At 65.2% G+C, this 26,237-nt stretch carries 18 protein-coding genes; 8 read left to right on the forward strand and 10 right to left on the reverse strand.

What is annotated here, in order from left to right:
- The first annotated feature begins 1 nt into the window (after position 1).
- Complete coding sequence (locus FOS14_RS02625; protein WP_185981580.1) at positions 2 to 1,603, forward strand: HNH endonuclease signature motif containing protein; 1,602 nt, start codon at positions 2 to 4, stop codon at positions 1,601 to 1,603.
- A gap of 55 nt (positions 1,604 to 1,658) precedes the next feature.
- Positions 1,659 to 3,290, forward strand: a complete 1,632-nt coding sequence (locus tag FOS14_RS02630; RefSeq protein WP_143768718.1) for an FAD-binding oxidoreductase — start codon at positions 1,659 to 1,661, stop codon at positions 3,288 to 3,290.
- Positions 3,291 to 3,293: 3 nt separating this feature from the next.
- On the opposite strand, the gene FOS14_RS02635 is transcribed toward FOS14_RS02630, so the two are convergent.
- From FOS14_RS02635 to FOS14_RS02645, 3 genes are all read right to left on the reverse strand, one after another.
- Positions 3,294 to 6,482: a carboxyl transferase domain-containing protein gene (locus FOS14_RS02635; protein WP_143768719.1), complete on the reverse strand. Its 3,189-nt coding sequence runs from the start codon at positions 6,480 to 6,482 to the stop codon at positions 3,294 to 3,296.
- Between the two features lie 104 nt (positions 6,483 to 6,586).
- Entirely contained in the window at positions 6,587 to 8,716 is a 2,130-nt protein-coding gene (gene katG / locus FOS14_RS02640) for a catalase/peroxidase HPI (RefSeq protein ID WP_143768720.1), read from the reverse strand.
- Positions 8,717 to 8,818: 102 nt separating this feature from the next.
- On the reverse strand, positions 8,819 to 9,265 hold the full coding sequence (locus tag FOS14_RS02645; RefSeq protein WP_143768721.1) for a Fur family transcriptional regulator: 447 nt from the start codon (positions 9,263 to 9,265) through the stop codon (positions 8,819 to 8,821).
- Between the two features lie 265 nt (positions 9,266 to 9,530).
- Between FOS14_RS02645 and FOS14_RS02650 the strand changes: the two genes are divergently transcribed.
- Together FOS14_RS02650 and FOS14_RS02655 are read left to right on the forward strand one after the other, a co-directional pair.
- Positions 9,531 to 9,770, forward strand: a complete 240-nt coding sequence (locus FOS14_RS02650; RefSeq protein ID WP_143768722.1) for a CsbD family protein — start codon at positions 9,531 to 9,533, stop codon at positions 9,768 to 9,770.
- A 94-nt stretch (positions 9,771 to 9,864) separates the two neighbouring features.
- Complete coding sequence (locus tag FOS14_RS02655) at positions 9,865 to 10,899, forward strand: NADP-dependent oxidoreductase (RefSeq protein ID WP_143768723.1); 1,035 nt, start codon at positions 9,865 to 9,867, stop codon at positions 10,897 to 10,899.
- A 6-nt stretch (positions 10,900 to 10,905) separates the two neighbouring features.
- On the opposite strand, the gene FOS14_RS02660 is transcribed toward FOS14_RS02655, so the two are convergent.
- Positions 10,906 to 11,298 (reverse strand): hypothetical protein, encoded by a 393-nt coding sequence (locus tag FOS14_RS02660; protein ID WP_255450018.1) that lies wholly within the window; start codon positions 11,296 to 11,298, stop codon positions 10,906 to 10,908.
- Positions 11,299 to 11,390: 92 nt separating this feature from the next.
- On the opposite strand from FOS14_RS02660, the gene FOS14_RS02665 reads away from it, so the two are divergent.
- Positions 11,391 to 11,876, forward strand: coding sequence for a GreA/GreB family elongation factor (locus FOS14_RS02665; protein ID WP_185981581.1), 486 nt, complete (start codon positions 11,391 to 11,393; stop codon positions 11,874 to 11,876).
- A gap of 19 nt (positions 11,877 to 11,895) precedes the next feature.
- Positions 11,896 to 13,764: a 4-alpha-glucanotransferase gene (malQ, locus tag FOS14_RS02670; protein ID WP_143768725.1), complete on the forward strand. Its 1,869-nt coding sequence runs from the start codon at positions 11,896 to 11,898 to the stop codon at positions 13,762 to 13,764.
- A gap of 401 nt (positions 13,765 to 14,165) precedes the next feature.
- On the opposite strand, the gene FOS14_RS02675 is transcribed toward malQ, so the two are convergent.
- The 3 genes from FOS14_RS02675 to FOS14_RS02685 form a co-directional block, all read right to left on the reverse strand.
- On the reverse strand, positions 14,166 to 16,019 hold the full coding sequence (locus FOS14_RS02675) for a thiamine pyrophosphate-dependent enzyme (protein WP_221936641.1): 1,854 nt from the start codon (positions 16,017 to 16,019) through the stop codon (positions 14,166 to 14,168).
- Positions 16,020 to 16,042: 23 nt separating this feature from the next.
- The gene (locus tag FOS14_RS02680) at positions 16,043 to 18,958 is read right to left on the reverse strand and encodes an FAD-binding and (Fe-S)-binding domain-containing protein (protein WP_143768726.1); all 2,916 of its coding nucleotides are present in this window, start codon (positions 18,956 to 18,958) and stop codon (positions 16,043 to 16,045) included.
- 104 nt (positions 18,959 to 19,062) lie between these two features.
- A complete protein-coding gene (locus tag FOS14_RS02685; RefSeq protein ID WP_143768727.1) occupies positions 19,063 to 19,992 on the reverse strand; it encodes a DMT family transporter in 930 nt (309 codons plus the stop codon).
- A 203-nt stretch (positions 19,993 to 20,195) separates the two neighbouring features.
- On the opposite strand from FOS14_RS02685, the gene FOS14_RS02690 reads away from it, so the two are divergent.
- Positions 20,196 to 20,759 (forward strand): TetR/AcrR family transcriptional regulator, encoded by a 564-nt coding sequence (locus tag FOS14_RS02690; RefSeq protein ID WP_143768728.1) that lies wholly within the window; start codon positions 20,196 to 20,198, stop codon positions 20,757 to 20,759.
- Positions 20,760 to 20,765: 6 nt separating this feature from the next.
- Here the strand turns inward: FOS14_RS02690 and FOS14_RS02695 are convergent, their stop codons facing one another.
- From FOS14_RS02695 to FOS14_RS02705, 3 genes are all read right to left on the reverse strand, one after another.
- Complete coding sequence (locus FOS14_RS02695) at positions 20,766 to 21,902, reverse strand: adenylate/guanylate cyclase domain-containing protein (RefSeq protein WP_143768729.1); 1,137 nt, start codon at positions 21,900 to 21,902, stop codon at positions 20,766 to 20,768.
- A gap of 65 nt (positions 21,903 to 21,967) precedes the next feature.
- Positions 21,968 to 22,975: a hypothetical protein gene (locus tag FOS14_RS02700; protein WP_143768730.1), complete on the reverse strand. Its 1,008-nt coding sequence runs from the start codon at positions 22,973 to 22,975 to the stop codon at positions 21,968 to 21,970.
- A gap of 81 nt (positions 22,976 to 23,056) precedes the next feature.
- On the reverse strand, positions 23,057 to 25,294 hold the full coding sequence (locus tag FOS14_RS02705) for an NADP-dependent isocitrate dehydrogenase (RefSeq protein WP_143768731.1): 2,238 nt from the start codon (positions 25,292 to 25,294) through the stop codon (positions 23,057 to 23,059).
- Positions 25,295 to 25,421: 127 nt separating this feature from the next.
- On the opposite strand from FOS14_RS02705, the gene FOS14_RS02710 reads away from it, so the two are divergent.
- Complete coding sequence (locus tag FOS14_RS02710) at positions 25,422 to 26,198, forward strand: crotonase/enoyl-CoA hydratase family protein (protein WP_143768732.1); 777 nt, start codon at positions 25,422 to 25,424, stop codon at positions 26,196 to 26,198.
- Positions 26,199 to 26,237: the final 39 nt, after the last annotated feature.

Here is a 26,237-nt window from a genome sequence, read left to right on the forward strand (position 1 = left end):
TGTGGCCACGGACAAGGATTTGTTCGTGTTGGCCGGTCTGGCTCGTGATGGCGTGTTGGAGAATCAGGCGGCGTATCGGAAGGTGAGTGCTGCTGCGCGTCTGTGGGATTCCTGGATCGAGCGAGACGTGCAGCTGGGTGAGGATGACATCGTCGACTGCGGCAATAACGCGATCGCCGAGATTGCGGTGCGGTTGGGCTGTTCGTGTTACACCGCCCAGCGCATGGCAGAGGTCGGGATGCAGTTGCGATTGCGGCTGCCGTTGCTGCGGGAAGCGTTCGCACGCGGGGAGATCGATTACGCGCGCACCGCGGCGGCGTGTCACCGGCTTTGCGGGTTCAGTGCGGACACGGTGTCGTCGGTGGAGTCCGAGGTGGTGGCGGCGGCCCGCGGTTTAGCGCCAGGGCCCTTGAAATCCGAGATCGACCGGATGTTGATGCGGGCGGCGCCGGATGAGTACGCGGAATTGCGCGCCGACGTGGTCCAACACGCTCGGCGGATTCGCAAGACCCCGGACGGTGAGTTGGCGCGGATCACCGTGGATCTGGAGGCGGCTGAGGCCGAGGCGGTGTGGCAGCGAGTGTGCGAGGTCGCCGACACGGTGTGCCGTCACGATAGGCGGGGCCGGCAGTACCGGTTGGTGGATGCGTTCATGGCCATCGCGCACGGGGAGAACGCGTTGGCATGCAGTTGCGAGCGCGAGGACTGTCCGGTGGCGGGTCGGGCGGCGCCTGCGCATCGGCGTAAGCCGCTGGTGCAGATCACCATCGACGTGGTCACCCTGTTGGGGTTGGTGTCCAACCCGGCCTATCTCGCCGGGCACGGGCCGATCGATCCGGAGCTGGCGCGCCAGTTGGCCGCCGATGGCACCTGGCAGTTGTTGTTGGTCGAGGCGACGGACATGGCCAAACAGCTCGGGCTGCTCGACGAGAACGGCGAGCCGGTCGCTGCCGAGCCCGCTGGCGACGAGGTGGTTCCAACTGACGCCGCTGCGCCACCGGTGGTGCAGCCGAGACTACCGGCGGCCGCCGGTGGCGAGTTCTGTGCGCGCGGGTCGCGGATGCGGGCGGGGTGGGTGCCGAAAGGTCCGTCGCCGCGGGCGCGTTCGGTGCTAGGTATCGCCGGGATGACCGAACTGCTCGAAACCGCTCTTGGCCGCCAGCCCGCACGGGACTACGCCGTTCGGCAACTGGCCGGGCCGGCTCCGGTCACCGCGGTGACCTACAAACCGACCGCAGAGACCGCCGCGCTGGTGCGGGCCCGCGATCAGCACTGCCGGTTTCCGGGATGTCGCCGTCCGGCGGCGAACTGTCAGCTCGATCATGTGGTCCCGTTCCGGCACGACAACCCGTTGGCGGGTGGGTTGACCGTGGTGTCGAACATGCAATGCCTCTGTGCGGCACATCATTTGCTGAAAACGCTCAAGCTTTGGCACGCGCGGATGCTGCCCGGCGGCGCCATCGAATGGACCAGCAGCTACGGCGACCACCACACCACGTTGCCGGGCGGGCCCGGCGCGGGCTTCGAGCGCACCCTCGTCCCGAAAATCCACCAGGGGCCCGCCAAATGGCAACCGCCACCACCAGAACCGCCGCCCTTCTGACCGGGGCGAGGAATGATGGGTAACTTTCTGTGCAGTCAATCAAGGAAGGGCTTGTATGGCGACACGATCGTGGTGGGGTTGGGGAAATGTCCAGGACGCTGTCACCGGTCAGGAACGGGACGCACTGACCAAGCGGGTCGCGGCGTTATTACCCGGTGCCGATCTGACCGTGCACGAGGCGCCGGACCCCGCGTCCTTGACGATTCCCAAACCCCGGGTGGCCCCTCCGGATTCGCTCGCTGGACTTGCCTCCGATGATCCGATCGATCGAGTGACGCACGGTCACGGCCAGGCATTCCGTGACGTTGTGCGTTGCTTGCTAGGACGCGTCGAGCATGTGCCGGATCTCGTGCTCCGGCCGCGAACCGACCATGATGTGGTCGACATTCTCGACTGGTGCACGGACGCGGGAATCGCCGTGGTTCCCTTCGGCGGTGGGACGTCGGTGGTCGGGGGCGTCGAACTTCGGTGCGCGAGCGAATATTCCGGAACGGTAGCACTGGATCTGGGTCGGCTCGACCAAGTTCTGGAGATCGACCGCACCAGCCGGGCAGCACGGATCCAAGCGGGCATTCTCGGCCCGGCACTGGAAGCGACGCTGCGACCGCACGGCCTCACATTGCGTCACTTCCCGCAGTCGTTCGAGTTCTCCTCGCTCGGCGGTTGGCTCGCGACCCGCGCGGGTGGTCACTACGCGACGCTGTACACGCACATCGATGACATGGTGGAGTCGATGCGAGTAGTCACACCCGCGGGGATCAGCGAATCGCGTCGGCTTCCCGGCTCAGGCGCGGGACCGTCGCCGGATCGAATGTTCCTCGGATCCGAAGGCATTTTGGGGGTGATCACCGAGGCCTGGATGCGACTGCAGGACCGGCCGCGTTGGCGGTCGGGCGCGTCGGTACTGTTCGACGACTACGACCGGGCGGTGGCCGCGACGCGCGCCATCGCGCAGTCCGGTCTGTACCCGACCAACTGCCGCCTGCTGGATCCGGTGGAGGCGTTCATCAACGCCGGTACCGCTACGGCCGGCGGCGTGCTGGTTCTCGGCTTCGAGTCCGCCGACCACCCGGTCGATGAATCCATGCGGCGAGTGGTCGAAATCTGCGCGGACCACGGTGGCAGCATCCCGGACGGGATCCGCGCGACAGATTCTGCGGAATCCGCCGCCCGACCGGAATCCGCCGCCCGACCGGGCGCGGCGGACACCTGGCGTTCCGCGTTCCTGCGCATGCCCTATCAGCGCGACGCGCTCGCCGCCCAGTCGATGATCGTGGAGACCTTCGAAACCGCTTGCACATGGGACCGTTTCGATGCACTCCGGGCCGCGGTGGCTTCCTCAGCGACGGAAGCGTTCCAGACCCTGGGTGTTCCCGGCGTGCTGACCTGCCGGTTCACGCACGTCTATCCGGACGGCCCGGCGCCGTACTTCGGCGTCTACGCGGCGGGCCGCTGGGGCCAGACCGTCGAGCAATGGGACGAGATCAAAGCGGCGGTGTCGGACGCGATCGAAAAGTCCGGCGCAACGATCACCCATCACCACGCGGTTGGTCGCGACCACCGGCGATGGTATGACCGGCAGCGGCCCGATCCGTTCGCTGCGGCACTGCGGGCAGCGAAGGCAACACTCGACCCTGCGGGAATCCTCAACCCGGGCGTGCTGATCGACCCGTCCCCACCAACCTGACGGTCAGACCAGGGTGCGCAGCCAGCGACGGGTGTCGGCCGGATCGATGACGTCGTCGAGCTCGAAAACCGTTGCCGCGGTGAGTGCTTTTCCGTTCGCATAGGCCAACTGAACCATGTTGTCGAAGGCGGCTTGCCGCTCGGCGGGGTCCTCGATGGCGGCCAGCTCTTTGGCGAAGGCAAGGCGCACTGCGCCTTCCAGGCCCATGCCGCCGATTTCTCCCGTTGGCCAGGCGATAACAAAACGTGGCGCGCGGAAGGACCCGGCTGCCATCGCCTGAGCACCAAGGCCGTAACCCTTGCGCAGGATCACCGTGCCGAACGGCACGTCCAGCGCCGCCGCCTCGATGAACAGTCGACTGAATTTCGTGACGGTCGCATGCTTCTCGGCTTCGGGGCCGACCATGAACCCCGGTGTGTCGCAGAGCGAGACGATCGGCAGGCCGTGTGCCCCGCACAACTGTAGGAACGCGGCCAGCTTGTCCGCGGCCGGCGCATCAATGGCACCACCCAGGTGATGGCAGTCATTCGCAATCAGCCCGAATGGCCGGCCCTCCACTCGCACCAGCGCGGTGACGATGCCGACGCCCCAATCGCGACGCAATTCGAGCACCGACCCGACATCGACCACCGACGCGATCGCGGCACGAATGTCGTAGGCGCGCAGCCGGTTCTCCGGAACCACATGGCGCGACAGCCGCGGATCGGGTGCCTGCCACTCCTGGACCGCGCCCTGGAAGTAGCCGAGATAGCACTGGGCGAGCGCGACCGCGTCGGCCTCGTCGGCGGCCACGAGGTGAACGACGCCGTTGCGCCGCTGGACGTCGACGGGCCCGATGTCCTCCGGCGCATACACGCCCAGACCGCCGCCTTCGATCATCGCCGGCCCGCCCATGCCGATGTTGGCGTCCGGGGTCGCGATCACGACATCACACATGCCCAGCAGTGCGGCGTTTCCGGCGAAGCAGCGGCCGGAGACGATCCCGATCAACGGCACCTGTCCGGACAGCGCGGCCATGGCCCGAAATGTCGTCACATCAAGCCCCGAGATGCCGCCGTAGTCGGTGTCTCCGGGTCGTCCACCGCCACCTTCGGCGAACAGGACGACCGGAAGTCGCTGCTCTCGGGCCAGCCCGAGCATGCGGTCGGTCTTGGCGTGGTTGCGCATGCCCTGCGTGCCCGCGAGCACGCTGTAGTCATAGGACATCACCACCGCTCGCGATCTGTCCGACCCGAACTGATCGGCATTGACGGTCGCAACCCCGACGATCAAGCCGTCGGCCGGGGTGTTGGCGATGAGGTCTTCGATACTGCGACGGCTTCGCTGTGCGGCGATGGTCAGCGCGCCGTATTCGACGAAGCTGTCGTCATCGACGAGGTCGTCGATGTTTTCTCGCGCGGTGCGCCGGCCCAGGCGGTGCCTCTTCGCCACGGCCTCGCTGCGGCTTCCGTCTCGCGTCATCTCCCGCCGCGCAAGGACTTCCTGCAGATCGGCGCGAACCAAATCCAGATCAGCGATGTCGGTTTCGTCGGACCTGCCATCGTGGTCGGCGGCGGTCCACGTCAGCAGTGCCGAGTGCGGGTCGACGACATCCCCCGGAGAGACCAACTGGCGCAACACCCGTAGTGGTTCCTCGGCTCGCACGACATGCTGCATCTTCATGGCCTCGAGCACGGCCACCTCGCCGCCGGCGGCCACCACGGCACCTGGTTCGGCGAGGCTGACCACCGTGGCACCCATCGGCGAGAGCAACGGGGACTCATCGATGCCCAGATCGGGGCCAACCAGCTCGGCAACCGGCGACGGCGAGCCTGGTGAAAAACCGGTGGGCTCTTCGTATTCAGCAGCGCGGCTGAGCAATTCGTCAAACCGCTGCTCGAACCACGTCGTCGTCACAGTTCCCGCGGCAGTGAGATCATCGACGACAGCCCGGAGCATGTGGAGGTTGGTGTCGATGCCGCTGATGGATGTCTCGGCCAGTGCGTCCGAAAGTCGTTGCAATGCTGCGTTGTACGAACAGCCGTGGGTGATGATCTTGGCGAGCAGCGAATCGAACTGCACCCCTTGCCGCATGCCCGGCTGCACGGCAGTATCCACCCGAACGCCGATGCCGGTCGGCGCACTGAAGTGCTCGATGGTGCCGGAACTGGGCAGCAAAGTGCCATCGGCGGCAGATAATTCGGCGTTGACACGTGCTTGCACCGCGAAACCGGTCGAGACGTCGGCGGCTAGCCCCAACTCTGCCAGCGACGCGCCGCCGGCCAGATCGAGCTGCACACCAACCAGATCCACGCCGGTGACTGCCTCGGTAACCGTGTGCTCGACCTGCAGGCGCGGGTTCACCTCCAGGAACCAGGCGTCGGTCCCGGTGACCAGAAACTCGACGGTGATGACTCCGCGGCACCTGACCGATTCCGCGAGTCGCGTGGCGGCCGAATGCAGTCGGTTGCGGACCGCATCGGCGAGATCCGGGGCCGGCGCGATCTCGATCAGTTTCTGCTGACGCCGCTGCACGCTGCAGTCGCGGTCGCCGAGGGCGATCGCCCGCACACCGTCGGCGACGACCTGGACCTCGATGTGCCGGGCATCGCGCACCAGTGCCTCGGCGTAGATCGCGTCACCGCCGAAACCAGCGCGGGCTTCCGCGCGACACCTGTCGTACACCTCGGTGAGCTGGGCGGGCTCACGCAGCACCCGCATGCCGCGGCCACCGCCGCCAGCAACGGCCTTCACCATGACGCCGTCGGGGTGCGCCGCGAGCAGCGCCGCGATATCCGATTGATTGGCGCCCGCATGAGTCGCTGGCAGCACCGCCGCGTCAGCTTGCTCGGCCGCAGCGCGCGCGGCGACCTTGTTCCCGAACGTGCGCAGGACGTCCGGTGCCGGTCCGACGAACACCAGACCGGCAGCCGCGCAGGCCTCGGCCAGCTCGGGGCTTTCACTGAGAAACCCGTAACCGGGATGAACCAGCGCACCCCGACCCGCCGAGGCGGCCGCGGTGACCAGCGCATCGACATCCAGGTAAGCCGCCGCCCCCCGACCGGGCAGTTGCACCGCGTCGTCGGCCAGCCGCACTGGCAGGCTCGCGGATTCTTCCGCGGTGTGCAGCACGACGGTCTCGTCACCCCGTTCCCGCGCTGTCCGCAGTATTCGAACCGCGATCTCCCCGCGGTTGGCAATGACGACTCGCATGCTGGCTAGTCTTCCTCGAGGGGATTCCGAACCACTTGCAGCCCGGACATGGACGGCGCCCCACAAGCCGTTTCGCTTGTGGGGCGCCGTTGTTGGGTCACCGATTACCGGGCGAGGTCGAACCGGTCAAGGTTCATGACCTTGCCCCAGGCGGCGGCAAAGTCATCCACGAACTTTTGCTGCGCGTCGTCGCTGCAGTACACCTCGGCCAGCGCGCGTAGCTGTGCGTTCGAACCGAAGACGAGGTCGACAGCGGTGGCCGTCCACTTGACCTCTCCGGTGGCCCGGTCGCGCACCTCGTAGACGTTTTCGTCCGTCTTGGACACCTTCCACTCGTTGTTCATGTCGAGCAGGTTCCGGAAGAAGTCGGTGGTCAAGCTCCCGACCCGATCGGTGAACACCCCGTGGGAGGTCTGCCCGAAGTTGGTGCCCAGCGCGCGCATTCCGCCGACCAGAACAGTCATCTCGGGGGCCGTCAGGTTCAACATGAATGCCCGGTCCACCAGCAGGCTCTCCGGCTGGAGTTTTTCGCCGGTCCGCACATAGTTGCGGAACCCGTCCGCGCGGGGTTCGAGGACAGCGAACGATTCGACGTCCGTCTGCTCCTGCGAGGCGTCGGTGCGTCCGGGCGCAAAAGGCACGGTCACGTCGAAGCCGGCATTCTTCGCTGCCTGTTCCACCGCCGCGCACCCACCCAGGACAATCAGGTCTGCGAGTGAGACCTTCTTGCCGTTGGACTGGGACGCGTTGAAGTCCTGCTGGATCTGTTCGAGCTTGCCCAGCACGAGGGACAATTGCGCGGGATCGTTGACCTCCCAATCCTTCTGCGGCGCAAGCCGGATGCGCGCGCCGTTCGCGCCGCCGCGCTTGTCGGTGCCGCGGAAGCTCGCCGCCGATGCCCACGCGGTCGCGGCAAGCTGCGAGATCGTCAGCCCCGAGTCGAGGATCTTGGCCTTGAGCGCGGCGATATCGGAGTCGTCGATCAATTCGTGGTCGACATCGGGCACCGGGTCCTGCCACAGTTGCGGCTCGGCAACCCACGGTCCGAGGTAGCGCGACAGCGGGCCCATGTCGCGGTGCAGGAGCTTGTACCACGCCTTGGCGTACTCGAGCGCGAACTCGTCCGGGTGGTCCAGCCAGCGCCGGGTGATCGGCCCGTAGATCGGGTCGAAGCGCAGCGAAAGGTCGGTCGTGAGCATCGTGGGCGCGCGTCGTACGTTCTCATCGAACGGGTCGGGGATCGCATCCGCGCCCGCGCCGTCCTTGGCGGTCCACTGCCAGGCGCCCGCCGGGCTCTTGGTGAGCTCCCATTCGTAGCCGTAGAGCGTCTCGAGGAAGCTGTTGTCCCACTTGGTCGGAGTGGGCGTCCAGACGACTTCGAGCCCGCTGCCCATGGCATCGCGCCCGACACCGGAGCCGAACGAGCTCTTCCAGCCGAGGCCCTGTTCCTCGATCGGCGCAGCCTCCGGCTCGGGACCCACCAGGTCGGCCCGGCCGGCGCCATGGGTCTTACCGAATGTGTGGCCACCGCAGATCAGCGCGGCCGTCTCGACGTCGTTCATGGCCATCCGGGCGAACGTTTCACGGATGTCCTTGGCGGCCGCCAACGGATCGGGCTCGCCGTTGGGGCCCTCCGGGTTCACGTAGATGAGGCCCATCTGGACCGCGCCGAACGGCTTGGCGAGTTCGCGGTCACCGCTGTAGCGCTCGTCGCCGAGCCAGGTGTCCTCAGGGCCCCAATAGATTTCGTCCGGTTCCCAAATGTCGGGCCGGCCGAAGCCGAATCCGAACGTCTTGAAGCCCATCGCCTCCATGGCCACGTTTCCGGCGAAGACGAGCAGGTCCGCCCAGGAGATCTTCTGGCCGTACTTCTGCTTCACCGGCCACAGCAACCGGCGCGCCTTGTCGAGAATTACGTTGTCAGGCCAGCTGTTGAGCGGGGCGAAGCGCTGCGCGCCCTCGCCGCCGCCGCCGCGGCCATCGGCGATCCGGTAGGTCCCGGCGGCATGCCAACTCATCCGGACGAACAATGGACCGTAGTTGCCGTAATCGGCCGGCCACCAGTCCTGCGACGTCGTCATGACCGAGACGATGTCCTGACGCAGGGCGTCGAGATCGAGCTTCGCGAATTGTTGTGCGTAGTCGAAGTCGGGACCCAGCGGATCGGTGGCGGCCGAGTGCTTGCGAAGAACCTGCAGGTTCGGCTGATTCGGCCACCAGTCCTGATTCGTCATCGGCCGATGCGCCTTCGGCGTCGGGGATGGGATTGCCGGATTTTCGCTTTCGCTGTTGGACACGTCAGTCCTTCCTTCGGAGGTGGGTGAATCTGCGAGCAATCACGGGTGTGATCGTGAAGTTTCGTTCTGGCTGGAACAGTTTGGGCACAGACCCCAGTAGATGACCTCCGCCTCGTCGATTCGAAATCCGTTGTCATCCATGGCAGTAAGGCACGGTGCCTCGCCGGTGGCGCAGTCGACGTCTGCGATCGCACCGCACGATCGGCAGACGACGTGGTGATGGTTGTCGCCTACGCGCGACTCGTAACGAGCGACGGAACCGGACGGCTGGATCCGCCGAACCAGTCCCGCGGCGGTCAGAGCGTGCAGCACGTCGTAGACAGCTTGACGCGATACCGCAGGCAGTCCCGTGCGGACGGCGCCGAAGATGGTGTCGGTGTCGGCGTGCGGATGAGCGTGCACCGCCTCCATCACCGCGAGCCGGGGACGGGTCACGCGCAGATCAGCCATTCGCAGCTGAGTCGCGTAGTCCGGCGTTGAGGACACGAGGCAACTATCGCCCCGTATCTGGAATGAGTCAAGAGTTTTTGGACAGTAATTTCCGCGGAGTTTTACGTGCCCTCGTGACCTCCTGCATTCAGTGTGGGGGCCGCGAGATATTCGTCCGAGAGATCAATACCATTGCACTGCAATAATATTGAGTGACGAGCCTGTCGATGAGGCGGTGTGGCGCGCACCACAGGTTTGCCGGACCGCCGGTTGGGGGTACCGAACGGATCGACCGCAACCGTCGAGAGAAAGGATCGCCACAATGGCCGACGAAAACAGTGGCCCCGCCGAAGCTGTCAAGGGCGTTGTCGAGGACGTCAAGGGCAAGGCCAAGGAAGCGGCCGGCGCCGTCCTGGGTCGTGACGAGCTTGCCCGCGAAGGCCGCGCGCAGCAGGACAAGGCCGAAGAGCAGCGCGAGGTCGCCAAGCACGAAGCTCAGGCGGAGCAGGCCCGGGCTGGTGCCGAGGCTGCCGAGCAGCGCCAGAAGGCGCACCAGCAGTAGTCACTGTGATCCCGGCCCCGTCCGCACCTACGCTGTGGGCGGGGCCGGCGTCTGCATCCGGCCCGGCGACGACAACCAAGGGTAGGGGCGTTCGATGACCATCACGAGTACGCAGATCCGAATGGCCGCACGCCCGGTCGGCGAACCGCAGGACAGCGACTTCGAGACATGCACGGTGGAACTTCCTGATCTGGAGGACGGTCAAGTCCTGCTGCGCACGATTTATCTCTCCCTCGACCCGTACATGCGTGGCCGGATGAGTGCCGCCAAGTCCTACGCGCAGCCGCTGGAGGTCGGCGACGTCATGGTCGGCGGGACGGTGTGTGAAGTGATCGAGTCCAGATCCGCGGCGCGCGAAGTCGGTTCGATCGTGCTGGCCTACACGGGATGGCAGACGAATGCGGTCGTCGACGCAAAGCAAACGCGCTTGCTCGCGGACTGGCCCGCTCCGGTGTCGACCGCGCTGGGCGTGCTCGGCATGCCGGGTTTCACCGCCTATGCCGGCCTGCTGGAGATCGGCCGGCCGAAGCCGGGGGAGACGGTCGTCGTCGCGGCGGCGACCGGGCCGGTGGGCTCGGCCGTCGGACAGATCGCGCGGATCAAAGGTGCGCGCGCCGTCGGCATCGCCGGTGGCCCGAAGAAGTGCCAGGTACTGCTCGAGGAGTTCGGCTTCGACGCCGCGCTCGACCACAGATCGCCGAGTTTTGTCGAGGATCTTGCCAAAGCCACACCCGACGGCGTGGATGTCTACTTCGAAAACGTTGGTGGCCCTGTCGCCGAGGCAGTCGGGCGTCGCTTCAACACCTACGCCCGGATGCCGGTGTGCGGGCTGGTGGCCAATTACAACGACACGGAGGCCCCGAGCGGCCCGGATCGCCTGCCCGGCTTCATGCGCCGAGTCCTGACGCTGAGCCTGACCATCCGCGGTTTCATTCAGTCGGAGTTCGTTGAAACACACCAGGATGCGTTCCTGCGCGACATGGCCGACTGGGTTCGCGACGGATCGGTCAAGTACCGAGAGGACATCGTCGACGGACTCGACGCCGCACCGGACGCATTTCGCGGATTGCTCCGCGGGGCCAATCTGGGCAAGCTGCTGGTCAAAGTGGGCGACGAGCCGTCGGGATAACGACAGTCATTGCAGCGTCGGATCCGTGACCCGGCCGCTGCTTCCGTTGGCGACCAGCAGGTCCGAAAGATCGAGTAGTGGATTTGCCGGTAGCACATCGACGTATCCCCGATAGATGACGCCGCCGTTGGGACACCACACCAGAACATGAGAGCGACCGGGTTCGATGTTGTGCGCCACCACGCTTCCCGACGGGCCGACAGCGACGCTCTGCGTGTGCCGCTCGGAGTCCGGATCGACGAGGCACTGACCGGGATCGGGATATCCGCTGACGGTCACCTTGATTCGCTGCCGCCCGGCGACGACGGTGGCGGTCGGGTCTGCGCCCGCGAATCCTGGTGTCGCCAGTGCGATTGCGGCGAGGCTAACCAGAACTGTGCACGCACGTAGGAAAGTCATTACCCGATCGTATGACTTTGCGGGCGATTAGCGGGACGATCGGCGTATGGTTTGACATCATCGGATGCCGCGAGAGAAACGGTCACAGATATATGAACGGGCACAACCAGACTGACGAATCCGGCTCGGTTTCAAAAGCACGGGAACGAGTGGCCGCCGAGTTGGCCGAGCTCCGGCAACGGCGCGAGCGCATGGCCAACGACCTGTCCCGACTCGACAACGTCGGCGATCGGGGCGACGACGCCGACGAACTTGGGCAGGCAGACGCCTTGGCAGCACTGGACAATCGAATCACCGAGTTGAGCACCTGGCTCGCCGGCGGCGACGCGATGAACGCTGACGGCACGCTGCCCGACGGCACCACTGCCACCCTGCGGTTCGGCGATTCGGATCCGGAGCGAATCCGGATCGTCGCCATCGCCGACGAAGTATCCGACGACGACGCCACCACGGTCACCGCACACAGCCCCTTGGGGCGGGCGCTCGTGGGTCGGCAATCGGGCGATGTGGTTACCTTCGAGACGCCGCAAGGACCGCGACAGGCCGAAATCCTCGCGCTGAATCTGCCCGAGGACTGATAGTTCGCGACTTGTGGGTATGAGTGCGGGTGTGGAGAACCTCGATGACAGTCAGCTACTGAACCTCGGCATCCAACGCGCGTACGAGGACAACGCCGAACAGCCCGCCCGACTCTCGGATGAGACCGTGCTGGCGCTTCGGGAAGCACTGGGGCAGCCTGATCCGCAGCTCGAGAGCAGCGCACCCATCGTCGTGCATCCCGGTGACGTCTGCGACTGGGATGTCGACGGCGTGGAATTGGAAGACGGCACGAGTACCGAGTTGCGGCGCGGTGCGGTCATCGACCTGCCCCTCGGCTACCACTACGCCATCGCCAAGGATCGACGCCGCCGCCTGATTGTCTCGCCGGGCCGCTGTGTGCTGCCAACGACGCGGCAGTGGGGCTGGACGGCCCAGTTGTACGCGACGCGCTCGAAAAAGAGTTGGGGGATAGGCGATTTCGCTGATCTCGGCGAGCTTGCGGACCTCGCGCGGGCGCAGGGTGCGGGCTTCGTCCTGGTCAACCCGTTGCACGCGGGCGGGTCGTCGCGGCGTCAGGAACCGAGCCCGTACTTTCCGACGAGCAGGCAGTTCCTCAATCCGGTCTATCTGGCGGTGCACGAGGTTGCGGGCGCGGCGCAGCTTGGTTCACGGTTGGCGGAATTGGAGTCGATGGGCCGGGCGCTGAACGAATCCGTGCACATCGACAGGGACAGCGTGTGGCGGTGCAAGCGCGAAGCGCTGCGAGCGATCTTCGATCACACCCGCGCGGGGGAGTCCCCGGAGTTCCTCGAGTGGCGGCGGCGACGAGGCGCGGTTATCGAACAGTTCGCGTGCTGGACACTGCTGAGCGAACGCTATCCAGGCGGCTGGCCGACGTGGCCGGGGGAGTTCCGCCGCCCCGACTCGCCCGCCGTACGTTCGTTTGCGCAGCGTTGCGCTGACGATGTGGCGTTCATCGTGTGGCTGCAATGGCAGGCCGAGCAGCAGTTGCGGTCGGCCGGCAGCGGGTCCCAAATTCTGCAAGACCTACCGGTCGGCGTCGATCCAGAGGGCGCCGATGCGTGGGCGTACCAAGACCTGCTCGCGCTCGGCACCGGGATCGGGGCGCCCCCGGATCCGTTCAACGCGGCCGGCCAGAACTGGCAGCTGCCGCCGTTCGTCCCGTGGCGCTTGCGTGCGGCTGACTACCAGCCGTTCATCGACGCCATTCACGCCACTATCGCGCTCGGCGGTGGGCTGCGGATCGACCATGTCATGGGACTGTTCCGGCTTTGGTGGATACCCGGCGGAATGTCGCCGGACCGCGGCGGATACGTCCGGTACCCGGCGTCAGATATCCTCGACATCGTTGCGCTGGAAAGCGTTCGCGCCAACGCGCCGGTGGTCGGCGAGGATCTGGGCACCGTCGAAGCGGGCGTTCGGGAGGAGCTAGCGCGCCGCAACATTCTGTCGTACCGGCTTTTGTGGTTCGAGGAGAATCCGCCGCGGCAGTGGCCGCGACAGGCGCTGGCCGCGGTGACCACTCACGACCTGCCGACGGTCGCGGGCGTCTGGTCGGGCCGCGACCTCACCGACCAGCGCGAGGCGGGCATCGACGCCGATGCCGAGGCGACCGCGCGGCTTCGGCAACTGTTGGTTACCAAAGCCGGTGTCGGTGCCGGTGCCAGTGCCGCCGAGGCCGTCGACGCTGCCTACGATCTGGTCTCACATGCGCCGTGCTTGATGGTATCGGCGACCCTGGACGACGCTTGTACCCAAGAACATCGACCAAACCTGCCCGGCACCCAGGTGGCCAGCAATTGGAGTCGCGCGCTGCCGTTGACGCTCGCGGAAATTGCCGAAGACCCGCGGGTCGACGGGCTCGCTCGCCACCTCACCGCTGCCGTCGGCGAAACTACAGAATGACACCCGGCTGCTCTGGCGGGTGGATGTTCTCCGGGTCTACCCTCGACTTGTGGGGTTCGGTCTGGCGCAGACCGTTGGCCTCGGCGAATTTGGCGCTCACGACCACACTGCGAGAAGTCCTCCGTGCACGTGCATGGTTTCCTGCGAAACCATCCGCACCAGCAGTCCGCCTGTGCTCCCGATGATTTCGCTCGATCGAGGATGCGCGGCGTGAGCGTTGGAAGGGGGTGTATGAGGCGATGTTTTCCGCAGTCTGCGGCAGCTTAGGGAGTCTAGGGAGCCTGTGGCTCTGGGGTAGCCTCGGCAGCTGCATATGTTGACAGACAAATCCGGGCGCGGAAGCCGCGCTGAACGACGCGTCGTCAGCCGCTTTCCGCGCCCGGTATCAGTCCCGTCAGCGGTCACTCTTTGTCGAGCCGATGCACGATCCGGCCTGCCACCTTCCGGGCTGCCCGGCCGACCGGTTCGGGAACGACGTGGCCCGGGCTGGCGTCGAAGCTGGACTCGTCAAGCATGTCCTTGACCATCTGCATGGCGATGCGGCTGCGGTTTGGCGTGCCGGACTTCATTGCCGAGTACAACTTCTTGACCTGATCCTTTTTGACCTTGGCCGGCATGGGTGGCTCGTGCTGGTCGACAACGCACTCGATGATCACCGGTCCGTCCCAGGACATGGCTTCCCGCAGCTGATCTGGGCAACGGGCCGGGTCCTCGATGCACATTCCACGGGCACCGCAGGCCTCGGCGAACTTTACGAAGTCCAGCGGCGCCATGTCGACGCCGTACTCCGGGTTACCGAGAAAGACCATCTGCTCCCACTTGATCAAGCCCAGCGAATTATTGGCTAGCACCACGACTTTCACCGGAAGTCGGTGTTGCACGCAGGTGAGGAAGTCGCCGAGTTGCATGGTCAGTGAACCGTCGCCGGTGAACACCACCACTTGCCGCCCGGGGTAGGCGGCTTGGGCGCCGATCGCATAGGGCAGTCCGGCCGCCATCGAGCAGTTGGTGCCGCTGAAGCTGAAGCGTTGCTGCGCACGCAGTTTGATCTGCCGGGCTACCCAGGTGGTGACGGTTCCGGAGTCGCCGCAGACGATGGCGTCGTCGGCGAGCACATCGTTGAGGTACCAGGCCGGGACCTGCGGTTTCATCGGCTTGTCGGTACGAGTGCCGCGCTCACGCATCAAATCCCACCAGTCGCGCATCCCCTGTTGTGCCTGCTCGAGGAAGGAGCGGTCGGAGTTGCGCGGCAGAAATGCGAGCAGTTCGGCCAACGTCGCCTTGGCGTCGCCACACAGGCCGATGTCCACGGGGTGGCGAAGTCCGATTCGCTCGGGCTTGTCATCGATTTGGACGCATACCACTTGGCCGGGGCTCGGGTAGTACTCGGTGTAGGGCATGCTGCTGCCGACTATCAACAGCGCGTCCGCCTGTTCGAGCGCCTCCTCGCTGGGCCGGCTGCCGACCAGCGCGATAGGCCCGGTGGTGTACGGGCTGTCGTCGGGCACGCAGTCCTTACCCAACTGTGCCTTGATGATCGGGGCGCCCAGCTTGTCGGCGACCTGTTCGAGTTCGGGACCGGCGCCGCGAGCGCCCGCGCCGGCCAGAATCGCGATCCGTTGCTTGCCCTCGAACAACTCGGCGGCCCGCCTGAGCAGGTCACGCTGCGGCACCCGGATCGGTGGCTGATACGACGTCGAGGTGTGTCCAGGGACGTTGCGCTGGAAGCGGTTTCCGCTGTCCGCGGGTGCCGCCTGATAGTCGATCGGGAAGCTGATATGCGCGGGACCACGTTCGGAAAGTGCGGTGCGGCAAGCGAAGTCGACGACATTGTGGACGTGCTGCGGTCCCATGATGCGCTGGTTGTAGAGCGCGACATCGTTCATCCAATAATCGGTGTTGATGTCTTGGAGGTAGGCGGTGCCGATGAGGTCGTGGTAGGTCATGCCGGTGATTGCGAGGATCGGCGCTTGTTCGACCTTAGCGTCGAGCATGCCGTTCATCAGGTGGACCGCCCCGGGTCCGGACGTCGAGAAGCACACGCCGAGCTTTCCGGTGAACTTCGCGTACCCGACCGCGGCCATGGCCGCCACTTCTTCGTGGCGGACATGGATGTACTGCAACTCGTCGTGCCGCTTTCGCAGCGCATCCATCAGGCCGTTGATTCCGTCGCCGGGAAGGCCGAAGATCGTGTCGACGCCCCATTCGATGAGTCGGTCCACCAGCACATCGGCGGCAGTCTGTTGGTCACTCACGGTGCACTCCTTGCTGTTTGTCCTCAGATGTCCAGACAGGACCGTTCCGGCAGATCGCCGGGCGGCCCGTCGCGGCCGAACCGTTGCGCGAGTTCGAGTAGTTGGGCCAGGTGAATCGCACCGCGATCGGTGAGTTGACCGATTTGCTCACGGCAGCTGAACCCGTTGGCCACCACCAGCGTTCGCGGGTCGGCCGAGCGCACGGCCGGCAGGATGACGCGCTCGCCAACCGCGACGGACACCGCATGACGCTCGCCCGCCTCATAACCGAAGCTGCCCGCCATGCCGCAGCACCCTGAGTCGGGATGGTCGATGTCCAGGCCCATCTGCTCGAAAAGTGCTATGTCGCACTCGGGTCTGAGCACCGCATGGTCGTGGCAATGAGTTTGCAGGAGAATCCGACGGTGCAGCGGTGGGGGTTGATACTCGCGGCCGCTCAGGTATTCACCGAGACTGACCGTTGCCTTGCTAAGTCGCTGGGCGTCCATGTCGTCGGGAAAGAGGTTGGTCAGCTCGTCCCGGAAGACCGCCGCGCAACTGGGTTCCAGCACCACGACGGGAAGTCCGTGCGAAACAGCTTCGGCGAGTTCAGCGACGGTTCGGCGCAGCCAGCGCTTGGCGGTGCGCAGCATGCCGTAGTCGTACAGTGGTCGGCCGCAACACAACGGCTTGGTCGGAATGCGCACGGCGGCGCCGGACGATTCGAGTACCGCGACCGCGGCGACGGCCACTTCCGGCTCGAAGAAGTTGGTGAAGGTGTCCGTCCACAGCAGCACCGGATCGCCGTGCGTCGTGGGATGGGCGCTGAACCATTCCCGAAAAGTGGTGTGCGCAAAGCGCGGTGGCGTTCGCTGCGGTGCGATACCGGCGGCGCTCTTCAGCGCGCCCGCAATGCCCGGGGTACGCAGGCCGGCGTTGGCCAGTCGCGGCGCATGCGCGGCCATGCGTGCCCACGTCGGGATCAGACCGAGCGCGTACGCGCTGCGCGGCCGCAGCCGTCGGCGGTAGTAGTGCGAGAGAAATTCGGCCTTGTAGGTGGCCATGTCCACGCCGACCGGGCAATCGGATTTGCAGCCCTTGCACGACAGGCAAAGGTCCAGCGCCTCTTTCACGTGCGGGTCGCGCCAGCCGGGCCCGTCGGCCAGGTGGCCGCCCATCATTTCGAACAACAGTCGCGCGCGACCGCGAGTCGAATGCCGTTCCTCGCGCGTCACCATGAAGCTGGGACACATGACGCCGCCGGAGGTGTGTCGGCATTTGCCGATCCCGAAGCAGCGGTTTGTCGCGTCGGCGAAACCCTTTTCGTCGTCGGGAAAGGCGAAGTGGGTCTGCAGCCGCCGCGGCCGGTAGTCCGGTCCGGTCGCCAGATTCTGGTCCGGGCGGTAGGGCCGCACAACTTTGCCAGGGTTCATCAGCGATTGCGGATCCCAGATCCGTTTGAATTCGTCGAACGCGGTGACCAGCTCCGGGCCGAACATTTTGACCAACTGGTTGGCGCGCAGTTGACCATCCCCGTGCTCGCCGGACAGTGACCCGCCGTATTTGACCACCAGGTCACCGGCGTCGTCGAGGAAGCGGCGGAAATTGGCGACACCGCGGGCGGTCTGCAGATCCAGGTCGAGCCGATTGTGCATGCAGCCTTGGCCGAAGTGACCGAACATCACGCAGTGGTAGCCGTACCGGGAAATCAGGCTGCAGTAGTCACGGATGTAGTCGCCGAGTTGTTCGGGCGCGACGGCGGCGTCCTCCCAGCCGGCCAGTCCAGCGTGTTCGCCCGGGATCCGGGTGAATTCGATGGTGCTGCGCCGCACCTCCCACACCTGCTCCTGCTGCTCGGCGTCGCTGAAAACCTTGCTGTGCCCGGGCCCGGTGATCCGACCTGCGGCCGCGCGTGCCACCTCGTCCACCGTGCGCTGGTCGTCGGCGCCGTATTCTGCGAGCAGCCATGCCTGCCCGTCAGGGAGTTGATCCATACCGGGGATGTGCAGGTTGTGTTTGCCCAGGTTGTCGAGCACGCCGGCGTCGAAACATTCCAGCGCGGTCAGCGACGAATCGTGCAGCGGCGACATGTGATCGGCCGCGGTGGCTGCGTCGGGGTAACCGATGACCAGCAACGTTCGGTGCTTGGGCTCCGGCAGCAGTCGCAGCGTCGCCTCCAGCACGAAGACGCAGGTGGATTCGGAACCGACCAGCGCCTTTGCCAGGTCGAAGCCATTCTCGGGCAACAGCGAATCGAGGTTGTAGCCGGAAACGCGACGTGGAATCTGCGGGTAGCGGGCGCGGATGTCGTCGGCATAGCGTCGAGCCAGATCGGCGAGCTGCCGGTATATTTCGCCGCGGCGTCCGGGTTCGGAGCACAACGCGGTCAGCGCGTCTGGGGGAGTGCGACCAACGGTCATCCGGTGCCCGTCGACCGTGACGACGTCCATCGAGACCACGTTGTCCACCGTCTTGCCGCCGAACACCGAATGCGTTCCGCAGGAGTTGTTTCCGATCATGCCGCCGAGCGTGCAGCGGTCATGGGTTGCCGGGTCCGGCGCGAACGTCAAACCGAAAGGTTTTGCCGCATCGCGCAGTTCGTCACAAATGACACCAGGCTGGACGCGGGCGATGCGCCGGTGCGGGTCGATTTCGAGGATGCGATTGAAGTGCTTGGAGAAATCGAAAACTACGGCGGAATTGACGGTTTGGCCTGCCAACCCGGTACCGCAACCGCGGGCAAAGACCGCCGCGCCATGTTCATGACAGATGCGCAGCGCGTCCAGCACGTCCTCAGCGGTCGACGGAAGTACCACGCCCGTGGGCACCTGCCGGTAGATCGAGGCGTCGTTGGCATAGAGCGCCCGGGCGCCGTCATCGAAGCGGACTTCGCCCGAGACGGCATGCGCGAGTTCGACGGCCAACTTGCCTCGGTCCAGCACCGCCCGCGTGCGCGCCATGTCCGCCCCTTTTATGTCCCCTTTATCCGAAACTGCCGGAAAGTTTTGCCGGTGCCGATAAGAAAGCCGTACCCGGCGCTTTGCCCGTCAAACGTCCGGGGAACCTATGCCGGTTCTGGATGCGGACTGGCTTCATCCTCCGTCGAAGCCGGCTCCGGCTCCGCGTACAGCAACTGGGTTATCGGCGCGTGGGCGAGGCCGGTGATGCCGAGGATGATCAGTAGGCCAGCCCCCGCAATCGCGGCAAGCGAGCCGGGGCTGGTGGGCGCTGGGGCGTTGAAAGCCAGTAGGCCCACGGCATAGCTCATGATCGGGTTCGTGACGCTGATCGAGGCGACCGCAGGCGGCAGCGCTCCGCTCGCAAACGCCAACTGGCCCAGCAGTAGCCCGCTCAGGGTCGAAACCGCTAGCGCGTAGCCGGGCCAGTCGGTAGCCGTAGCGCCGATGCCGTGATTGACCAGCTCTTCCGTCGTCAGCTTCATGAATACTGCAGTCATGGCGTGGCAGATGCCAGCCGAGATCCCGACCAGCATGCTGGCGATCCAGACCAAGGTGTGGCGACTGAGAAAGAGGAACGTCGCGACCAGTGCCACCGCGCACGCGGTGGCCAACAATATTCGCCCTATCCGCGGCGAACCGTTCAACGGCGCGGCGCCCTCCGTGATGACGAACAGGACGAGCCCTCCGCACACGGCGAACGCCGAAGCCCAGTCTCGCGGTCGCGGCCAGTGGCGGCGTTCGATCGAAGCGAAGGTAACCACGAACAGCAGTTGCGCGGACATCAGTGGTTGCACGGCCGCGACCGATCCCAGCTTGAGCGCGGCTCCGTGCGTCATGAACCCGCACATGTTGGTGAACCAGCCGGTGAGCCACGTCTTGCTGCGCGGCAGCTTCTTGATCAGCTCCTTGATGCCCGACGATTCCAGCACCGACGAGTCCGGGCGGCCAACGGCCTTGCGGGCAGCCCGTTTCTCGAGGTACGCCGAAAGCGCGAAGAGAAACGCGGCCAGGAGCCCCAGCGCGGTAGCGATCATCGACGCCTCTGTGTCGTCGTCCCATTTTCAGCATCGTCTCCGGTAATCAACCGCGCACCCACCTCCATAGCCTCGCGGTTCTCCGGTTACCCCATCTGTCGGCCTTTTAGTTGGCGCCGCCACGGTTCGTGCAGGTCGTCACAGCACTAGAGTTCACGAATATAGTGGTGGTTATCTCTGCGGCACACGAAAGGAGCGGACCTGTGCGCCTGTTGGTCACCCGCGACGACTACTTCGCCGCAGCCATGAAGCTTTTGGGCAAGCAGGGCGCCGGCGCGCTCAAGATCGCACCGCTGTGCAAGGCGCTGAAGGTGACCACCGGTTCCTTCTACGGCTACTTCGGCAGCTTCGACGGCTTCGTCGCCGAGTTCCTCGACTATTGGGAGGAGGCGCAGACCAAACGGATCGTGGAACTGTCCAATGCGCCGTCGGATCCCGCCGAGCGGATACATCTCATGAAGGAACTCACGGCCGGGCTTCCGCATGAGGCCGAAGCCGCGATCCGATCGTGGGCTCATACGAATCGCCAAGTGGCAGAAGCGCAAAGGCGCGTGGATGCGCGGCGGCAAGATGCACTGACCGAGATTCTGGTGCCGGTAGTCGGCTCTGTTCGGCTCGCGCAAACCCTGGCCATGATGGGTCTGACGTTGCTAGTTGGGTTGCAGCAGTTGCGCTCTCCGGTGACCAGGCGCGAGTTCGATCCGCTTTTCAACGAATACGAGCAGGTGATCTTCGCGCATGCAGAAGGTCGAGCTGCAGCGTCGTAAGTCCAATCAGCCCTCTCGCAATCGGTACAACGGTCTAGCGCCGTCATAACCCTTCAACGCGAATTGCCCGGCGGGTTCACACGAGAAGGACTTCGGGTCGAGATGGGCGTACATGGCCTCGTCGAGGTAAATAGTGTCCCGTTTCGCAGTTGCCGCAATTCGGCTCGCGAGATTGACCGTTCGCCCGATCCAGTCGCCGGCCCGCGGCAGCGCCGGACCCCACGCAATGCCGGCATGCAAAGGTGGCAAACCGTCGGCACGCGCGGCACCGAAAATCCTTGAGATTGTGCGCGCTAGCGCATTCGGGTCGGAGGAGATCAGCATGACGGCGTCTCCAACGGTCTTGACGAACCGGACCGGGGGTTCGATCGACTCAGTTGTCAGTCTGTCCAGCTGCTCGGCCAGTTCCGCAAGCTCAGTGGGCTCGGCAACCTCCCCGAGCGAGGTGAAACCGACGAGATCCGCGAAGCCGACCGCCAGATCTCTGCTCGGCACCCCCTCGTCGGTGAGCGTTGACGATGCCAGGCGTGTCGCGACGAGATGGGCCAGAATGTCCGCCTGGAACTGGGCGAGGCGGGTGACCTCAGAGGCGAGTCGAACCGCAACCTCGGAGTCGTCGCCTGCCGCGCTCAGCCGCAAATTGGTCAGTGATTCGACGGCGTCAGCCATCGCCCACAGGTTCCTGCCGAGGATGCGCGCCGCTGCGAACAATCCCGTTTCGTCGAGCCCGATTTGCCGGTACTCGATGAGGACCTGCGCCAACCGCAGATCGGCATCTCCATAGTCGGGTTCGGTCCGGCTCGCGACGCCGCGGCCCATCGCCCGAAACCAGCGTTCGACATCGTCGAGCGGTAGCCCGGCGAGTGACGCTATCTCCTCGAGGGTGTACTTCGGCCCGCGCGGTGTGAGCGCTTCTCGCATGACGAGATGTGCCAGCCGACCCTCTGCGGAGGCCTTGACCAGGCGCGGTGTCGAAACCCCCGCATCCGCAAGCCGAGAAAGCATTGCAAAGCGCTCTTGCCTTGCTGAAAAGTTGAGCCCGCGCAGTAGGCCTGCTTCGGAAAATTCTTGGAAGCGCGCGGTACGGCGCGTCCTCGACAAAAACCAGGACTGTGCTCGGCCGAGCGCCTCGTCGACACGCATGCAGCTAGTTTCACATTCGGGTCATTACCCACGGACCGATTCCCGCCGAAGCGAGTCTCGCCGAATCAGCGAAACGACGCCAATTGTGCGATCATTCCGAACTCCGGGTCCGCAGTTCCCCAAAAAGAATGCTGCGCCTTGCGGCCACCGGTCCGATACGCGGTTTCCAATAATGGCGGCAGCGGATCCCATGAGCCGATATCACAGGCGAAGGCGCCTTCGCTGTTCTCATAGACCAGCACCCGGCTGATACCGCGACCCATGAAGTGACCTCGGTGCGTGGTCAACTCGATGTAGGCGATCGGTTTCGATCCGGCGAAGAACGCGCCGACCCGACGGGGCATCGCTGCGAGGTCGCGCTCGATCTCCGACTCGTCGAGGTGCACAGCCGTGCACGTGACGTAGCCGCGGGTCGGGAGCAGCAGCTGGGTCACCGGATGCATGGCGAGATGGATCTCGAATGTCTGCCCAAGCAGCCCGCCGCGCCGCAGCGGGGTGAAACGTCCTGCGGCACAGGAGAAATCCGGCCAGGCCGCGGGGTCCAGCAACAGCCGCAGCGCGGTGTCCGGGTTCGGGAGCGGAACGGGCGGATAGGTGGACCAGACCTGGTCGGCGCCGGCGTTGCGGGGCGCGGCCAGCGGGCCGAGTCGGCCGTTGTGCAACCGGGCGGCGGGGTCGTAGGCGTCGCGTTCCACCCGGGTCGGAAAGGCAATGCCGTACGCCCGGCATTCGGGATCGGCCCACGCCCGGGGGAACCAGTCACCGACCAGTGCGGCCGCACCGGCGAGCAGTGCTTGCTCGTCCAGCGCTGGTCCGGATTTGCGGTGGCTGAGCGCATCGCCTCCGAACGCATCGCGAAATGCCGCGTGATCCTGTACGGAGATGCGTCGGCCGGTGCGGGCCCAGTACGTCGCGAGAACACCGTGCGCGAGCCGCAGATCGGCGACCGAACGCTGCTCCGGAGGGCGTCGGTAGAAGGACGAAATGAGGAATCCGGTGACCCACCATCCCGCGGTGGGCGCAACAATCGATGACCCCGCGAGCATCGGAGCGCCACTGATCAAGCTGCGCATACGGTCCCCCTCACGTCGGTGCGCGGGACACCAAGTGTCATTTTCGGCGCTCGACTGGCACCTGGTGTCCCGCGGCGGCCGTCAGTCGTTAGCCCCCGCCAACGCGGAATTGAACGTCTTGCTCGGCCGCATGACGTCCGCGGTCTTGTCCTTGTCCGCCGCGTAGTAGCCGCCGATGTCCACCCGCTGGCCTTGGACTTCGTTGAGCTCGCGGACGATGGTCTCTTCGTTCTCGCGCAATGTCTTGGCAAGTTGGGCGAACTGCTGCTGCAACTCCGGATCTTCGTCCTGCTCGGCAAGCTCCTCTGCCCAATACAGGGCGAGGTAGAACTGGCTGCCGCGATTGTCGAGCTCGCCGACCTTGCGTGACGGGCCCTTGTTGTTGTCCAGCAGCTTGCCGGTGGCCGCGTCGAGCGTCTTGGCCAGGATGGCTGCCTTTTTGTTGTCGGTCTTGCGGCCCAGGTCTTCGAGGCTCACGGCCAAGGCGAGGAATTCACCGAGCGAGTCCCAGCGCAGATGGTTCTCCTCCACCAGCTGCTTGACGTGCTTGGGCGCCGAACCGCCCGCACCCGTTTCATACAGGCCGCCACCGGCCATCAGCGGCACGATCGAGAGCATCTTCGCGCTCGTACCCAATTCCAGGATCGGGAACAGGTCGGTCAGGTAGTCGCGCAGGATGTTGCCGGTCGCGGCGATGGTGTCCAGGCCACGCATGGCGCGTTCCAATGTGTAGCGCATGGAACGCACCTGGGACATGATCTGAATGTCGAGGCCTTCGGTGTCGTGATCCTTCAGGTAGGTCTTGACCTTCTTGATCAGCTCGTTTTCGTGCGGGCGGTACGGGTCCAGCCAGAACAGCACCGGCATGCCCGAGTTGCGGGCCCGGGTGACGGCCAGCTTGACCCAGTCGCGGATGGGTGCGTCCTTGACCGTGCACATGCGCCAGATGTCGCCGGCCTCCACATGCTGGGTCAGCAGTATCTCGCCGGTCTCGATGTCGACGATGTTCGCGTCACCGTCCTCGGGAATTTCGAACGTCTTGTCGTGGGAGCCGTACTCTTCGGCCTTCTGTGCCATGAGCCCGACGTTGGGCACGGTGCCCATCGTGCGAGGGTCGAAGGCGCCGTTGGTCTTACAGAAGTTGATGATCTCCTGGTAGATCCGGGCGAAGGTGGATTCGGGCATGACGGCTTTGGTGTCCTTCGGCCGGCCGTCGGCGCCGTACATCTTGCCGCCGGCGCGGATCATCGCGGGCATCGAGGCGTCCACGATCACGTCGCTGGGCGAATGGAAGTTCGAGATGCCGTTGGCCGAATCGACCATGGCGAGTTCGGGGCGGTGTTCGTGACAGGCGTGCAGATCCTGAATGATCTCGTCGCGCTGCGAGCTGGGCAGCGTCTCGATTTTGTCGTACAGGTCGACCAGACCGTTGTTGACGTTGACGCCCAATTCGTCGAACAGCTTCTGATGCTTTTCGAAGGCGTCTTTGTAGAAGATCCGCACCGCGTGACCGAACACGATGGGGTGCGACACCTTCATCATCGTGGCTTTGACGTGCAGCGAGAACATCACGCCGGTCTTGCGGGCATCCTCCATCTGCTCCTCGTAGAACTCCAGCAAGGCCTTCTTGCTCATGAACATGCTGTCGATGATGTCGCCCTCGCCCATCTTGACCTCGGGCTTGAGCACAATGGTTTCGCCGCTCTTGGTCACCAGTTCCATCTTCAGGTCGCGTGCGCGGTCCAGCGTCATCGACTTCTCGCCGTGATAGAAGTCGCCGTGCTTCATGTGCGCCACATGCGAGCGCGAGGCCATCGACCACTCGCCCATGCTGTGCGGGTGCTTTCGGGCGTACTCCTTCACGGCCTTGGGTGCGCGACGGTCGGAGTTGCCTTCGCGCAGCACCGGGTTCACGGCGCTGCCCAGGCACTTGGCGTAGCGATTACGAATCTCGGTTTCTTCCTCGGTCTTCGGATCCTGCGGGAAGTCCGGCAGGTCGTAGCCCTTTGACTGCAGTTCTTTGATCGCCGACACCAACTGCGGCACGGACGCGCTGATGTTGGGCAGCTTGATGATGTTGGTGTCCGGCTCCTGAGTCAGGCGTCCGAGTTCGCCAAGGTTGTCGGGTACCCGCTGCTCTTCGGTGAGGCGGTCGGGAAACTCGGCCAGGATGCGGGCAGCCAGGGAGATGTCGCTGGTCTCGATGTTGATGCCGGCCGGCTCGGTAAACGCGCGCACGATCGGCAGAAAGGCGGCAGTCGCCAAAAACGGCGCCTCGTCGGTCAGCGTGTAGATGATGGTCGGCTGCTGGGCATTCATTGTGTGTGCTCCCGGCGTGGAGTGTTCTGGTCAGATTCAGGTCAATCTTTCCAGTTCCCTCCTGCGCGTGCCGATGGAAGGCGGGCAGGATGACCAAGAAATTGATTCTCGACGTAAGGACGCGCCGATGGACAGCCCGCTCGATATCGCCACACAAGGACCGACGCAGGTCTGGACGATCAATTTGCCGCGCGTGGGAAACGCCATCACGGACAGGTCGTTCATCACCGCTTTCGAGGCTGCGATCGACGCAGCCAACGCCGACACCGACGTTCGGGCGGTGATACTCACCGGTGCCGGCAAGATTTTCTCCGCCGGTGGCAACGTCAAGGAAATGGCCGACCGCCGGGGCATGTTCGGCCTCGATGAACGCGCCCAGCGGTACGCCTATGTCGATGGGATTCAACGGATTCCGCGGGCCCTTGCGCGTTTCGAGGTGCCGTTGATCGGTGCGATCAACGGAGCTGCCGTGGGTGCCGGATGCGATCTGGCGATGATGTGCGATCTGCGAATAGCCTCCGAGCGCGCGTCGTTTGCGGAGAGTTTCGTGCAGGTCGGTTTGATTCCGGGGGATGGTGGCACCTGGTTTCTGCCGCGGGCGGTCGGTTGGGAACGAGCCGCGGAAATGACATTCACCGGCGACCGGGTCGACGCCGCGACGGCGCGGGATTGGGGGATGGTCGGTCGCGTGGTGCCGCACGAGGAACTGTTACCGGCCGCGCACGAATTGGCTGACCGCATCACGAAGAACCCCGCCCACGCCTTACGCATGGCCAAACGACTGCTGCACGAATCCCGCACCGGTGTGCTCGAATCGGTGCTCGGTATGGCCGCGGCCATGCAGCCACTCATGCACGCCGACCCCGAACATGCCCAGCGCGTGGCGAAGTGGCGGACAAGCTGACTCTTGTGCGCAGCGCACGAGGCGGTGGCCGGATTTCGG

It is taken from the genome of Skermania sp. ID1734 (assembly GCF_007489285.1).
GTDB lineage: Bacteria > Actinomycetota > Actinomycetes > Mycobacteriales > Mycobacteriaceae > ID1734.

What these genes read in the sequence shown, in the direction of transcription:
- FOS14_RS02630 (WP_143768718.1), top strand. Translation starts at nt 1,659, where the DNA reads ATGGCGACACGATCGTGGTGGGGTTGGGGAAATGTCCAGGACGCTGTC.
- FOS14_RS02635 (WP_143768719.1), bottom strand. Translation starts at nt 6,482, where the DNA reads ATGCGAGTCGTCATTGCCAACCGCGGGGAGATCGCGGTTCGAATACTG.
- katG (WP_143768720.1), bottom strand. Translation starts at nt 8,716, where the DNA reads ATGACGAATCAGGACTGGTGGCCGAATCAGCCGAACCTGCAGGTTCTT.
- FOS14_RS02650 (WP_143768722.1), top strand. Translation starts at nt 9,531, where the DNA reads ATGGCCGACGAAAACAGTGGCCCCGCCGAAGCTGTCAAGGGCGTTGTC.
- FOS14_RS02655 (WP_143768723.1), top strand. Translation starts at nt 9,865, where the DNA reads ATGACCATCACGAGTACGCAGATCCGAATGGCCGCACGCCCGGTCGGC.
- FOS14_RS02660 (WP_255450018.1), bottom strand. Translation starts at nt 11,298, where the DNA reads ATGACTTTCCTACGTGCGTGCACAGTTCTGGTTAGCCTCGCCGCAATC.
- FOS14_RS02665 (WP_185981581.1), top strand. Translation starts at nt 11,391, where the DNA reads ATGAACGGGCACAACCAGACTGACGAATCCGGCTCGGTTTCAAAAGCA.
- malQ (WP_143768725.1), top strand. Translation starts at nt 11,896, where the DNA reads ATGAGTGCGGGTGTGGAGAACCTCGATGACAGTCAGCTACTGAACCTC.
- FOS14_RS02680 (WP_143768726.1), bottom strand. Translation starts at nt 18,958, where the DNA reads ATGGCGCGCACGCGGGCGGTGCTGGACCGAGGCAAGTTGGCCGTCGAA.
- FOS14_RS02685 (WP_143768727.1), bottom strand. Translation starts at nt 19,992, where the DNA reads ATGATCGCTACCGCGCTGGGGCTCCTGGCCGCGTTTCTCTTCGCGCTT.
- FOS14_RS02695 (WP_143768729.1), bottom strand. Translation starts at nt 21,902, where the DNA reads ATGCGTGTCGACGAGGCGCTCGGCCGAGCACAGTCCTGGTTTTTGTCG.
- FOS14_RS02700 (WP_143768730.1), bottom strand. Translation starts at nt 22,975, where the DNA reads ATGCGCAGCTTGATCAGTGGCGCTCCGATGCTCGCGGGGTCATCGATT.
- FOS14_RS02705 (WP_143768731.1), bottom strand. Translation starts at nt 25,294, where the DNA reads ATGAATGCCCAGCAGCCGACCATCATCTACACGCTGACCGACGAGGCG.
- FOS14_RS02710 (WP_143768732.1), top strand. Translation starts at nt 25,422, where the DNA reads ATGGACAGCCCGCTCGATATCGCCACACAAGGACCGACGCAGGTCTGG.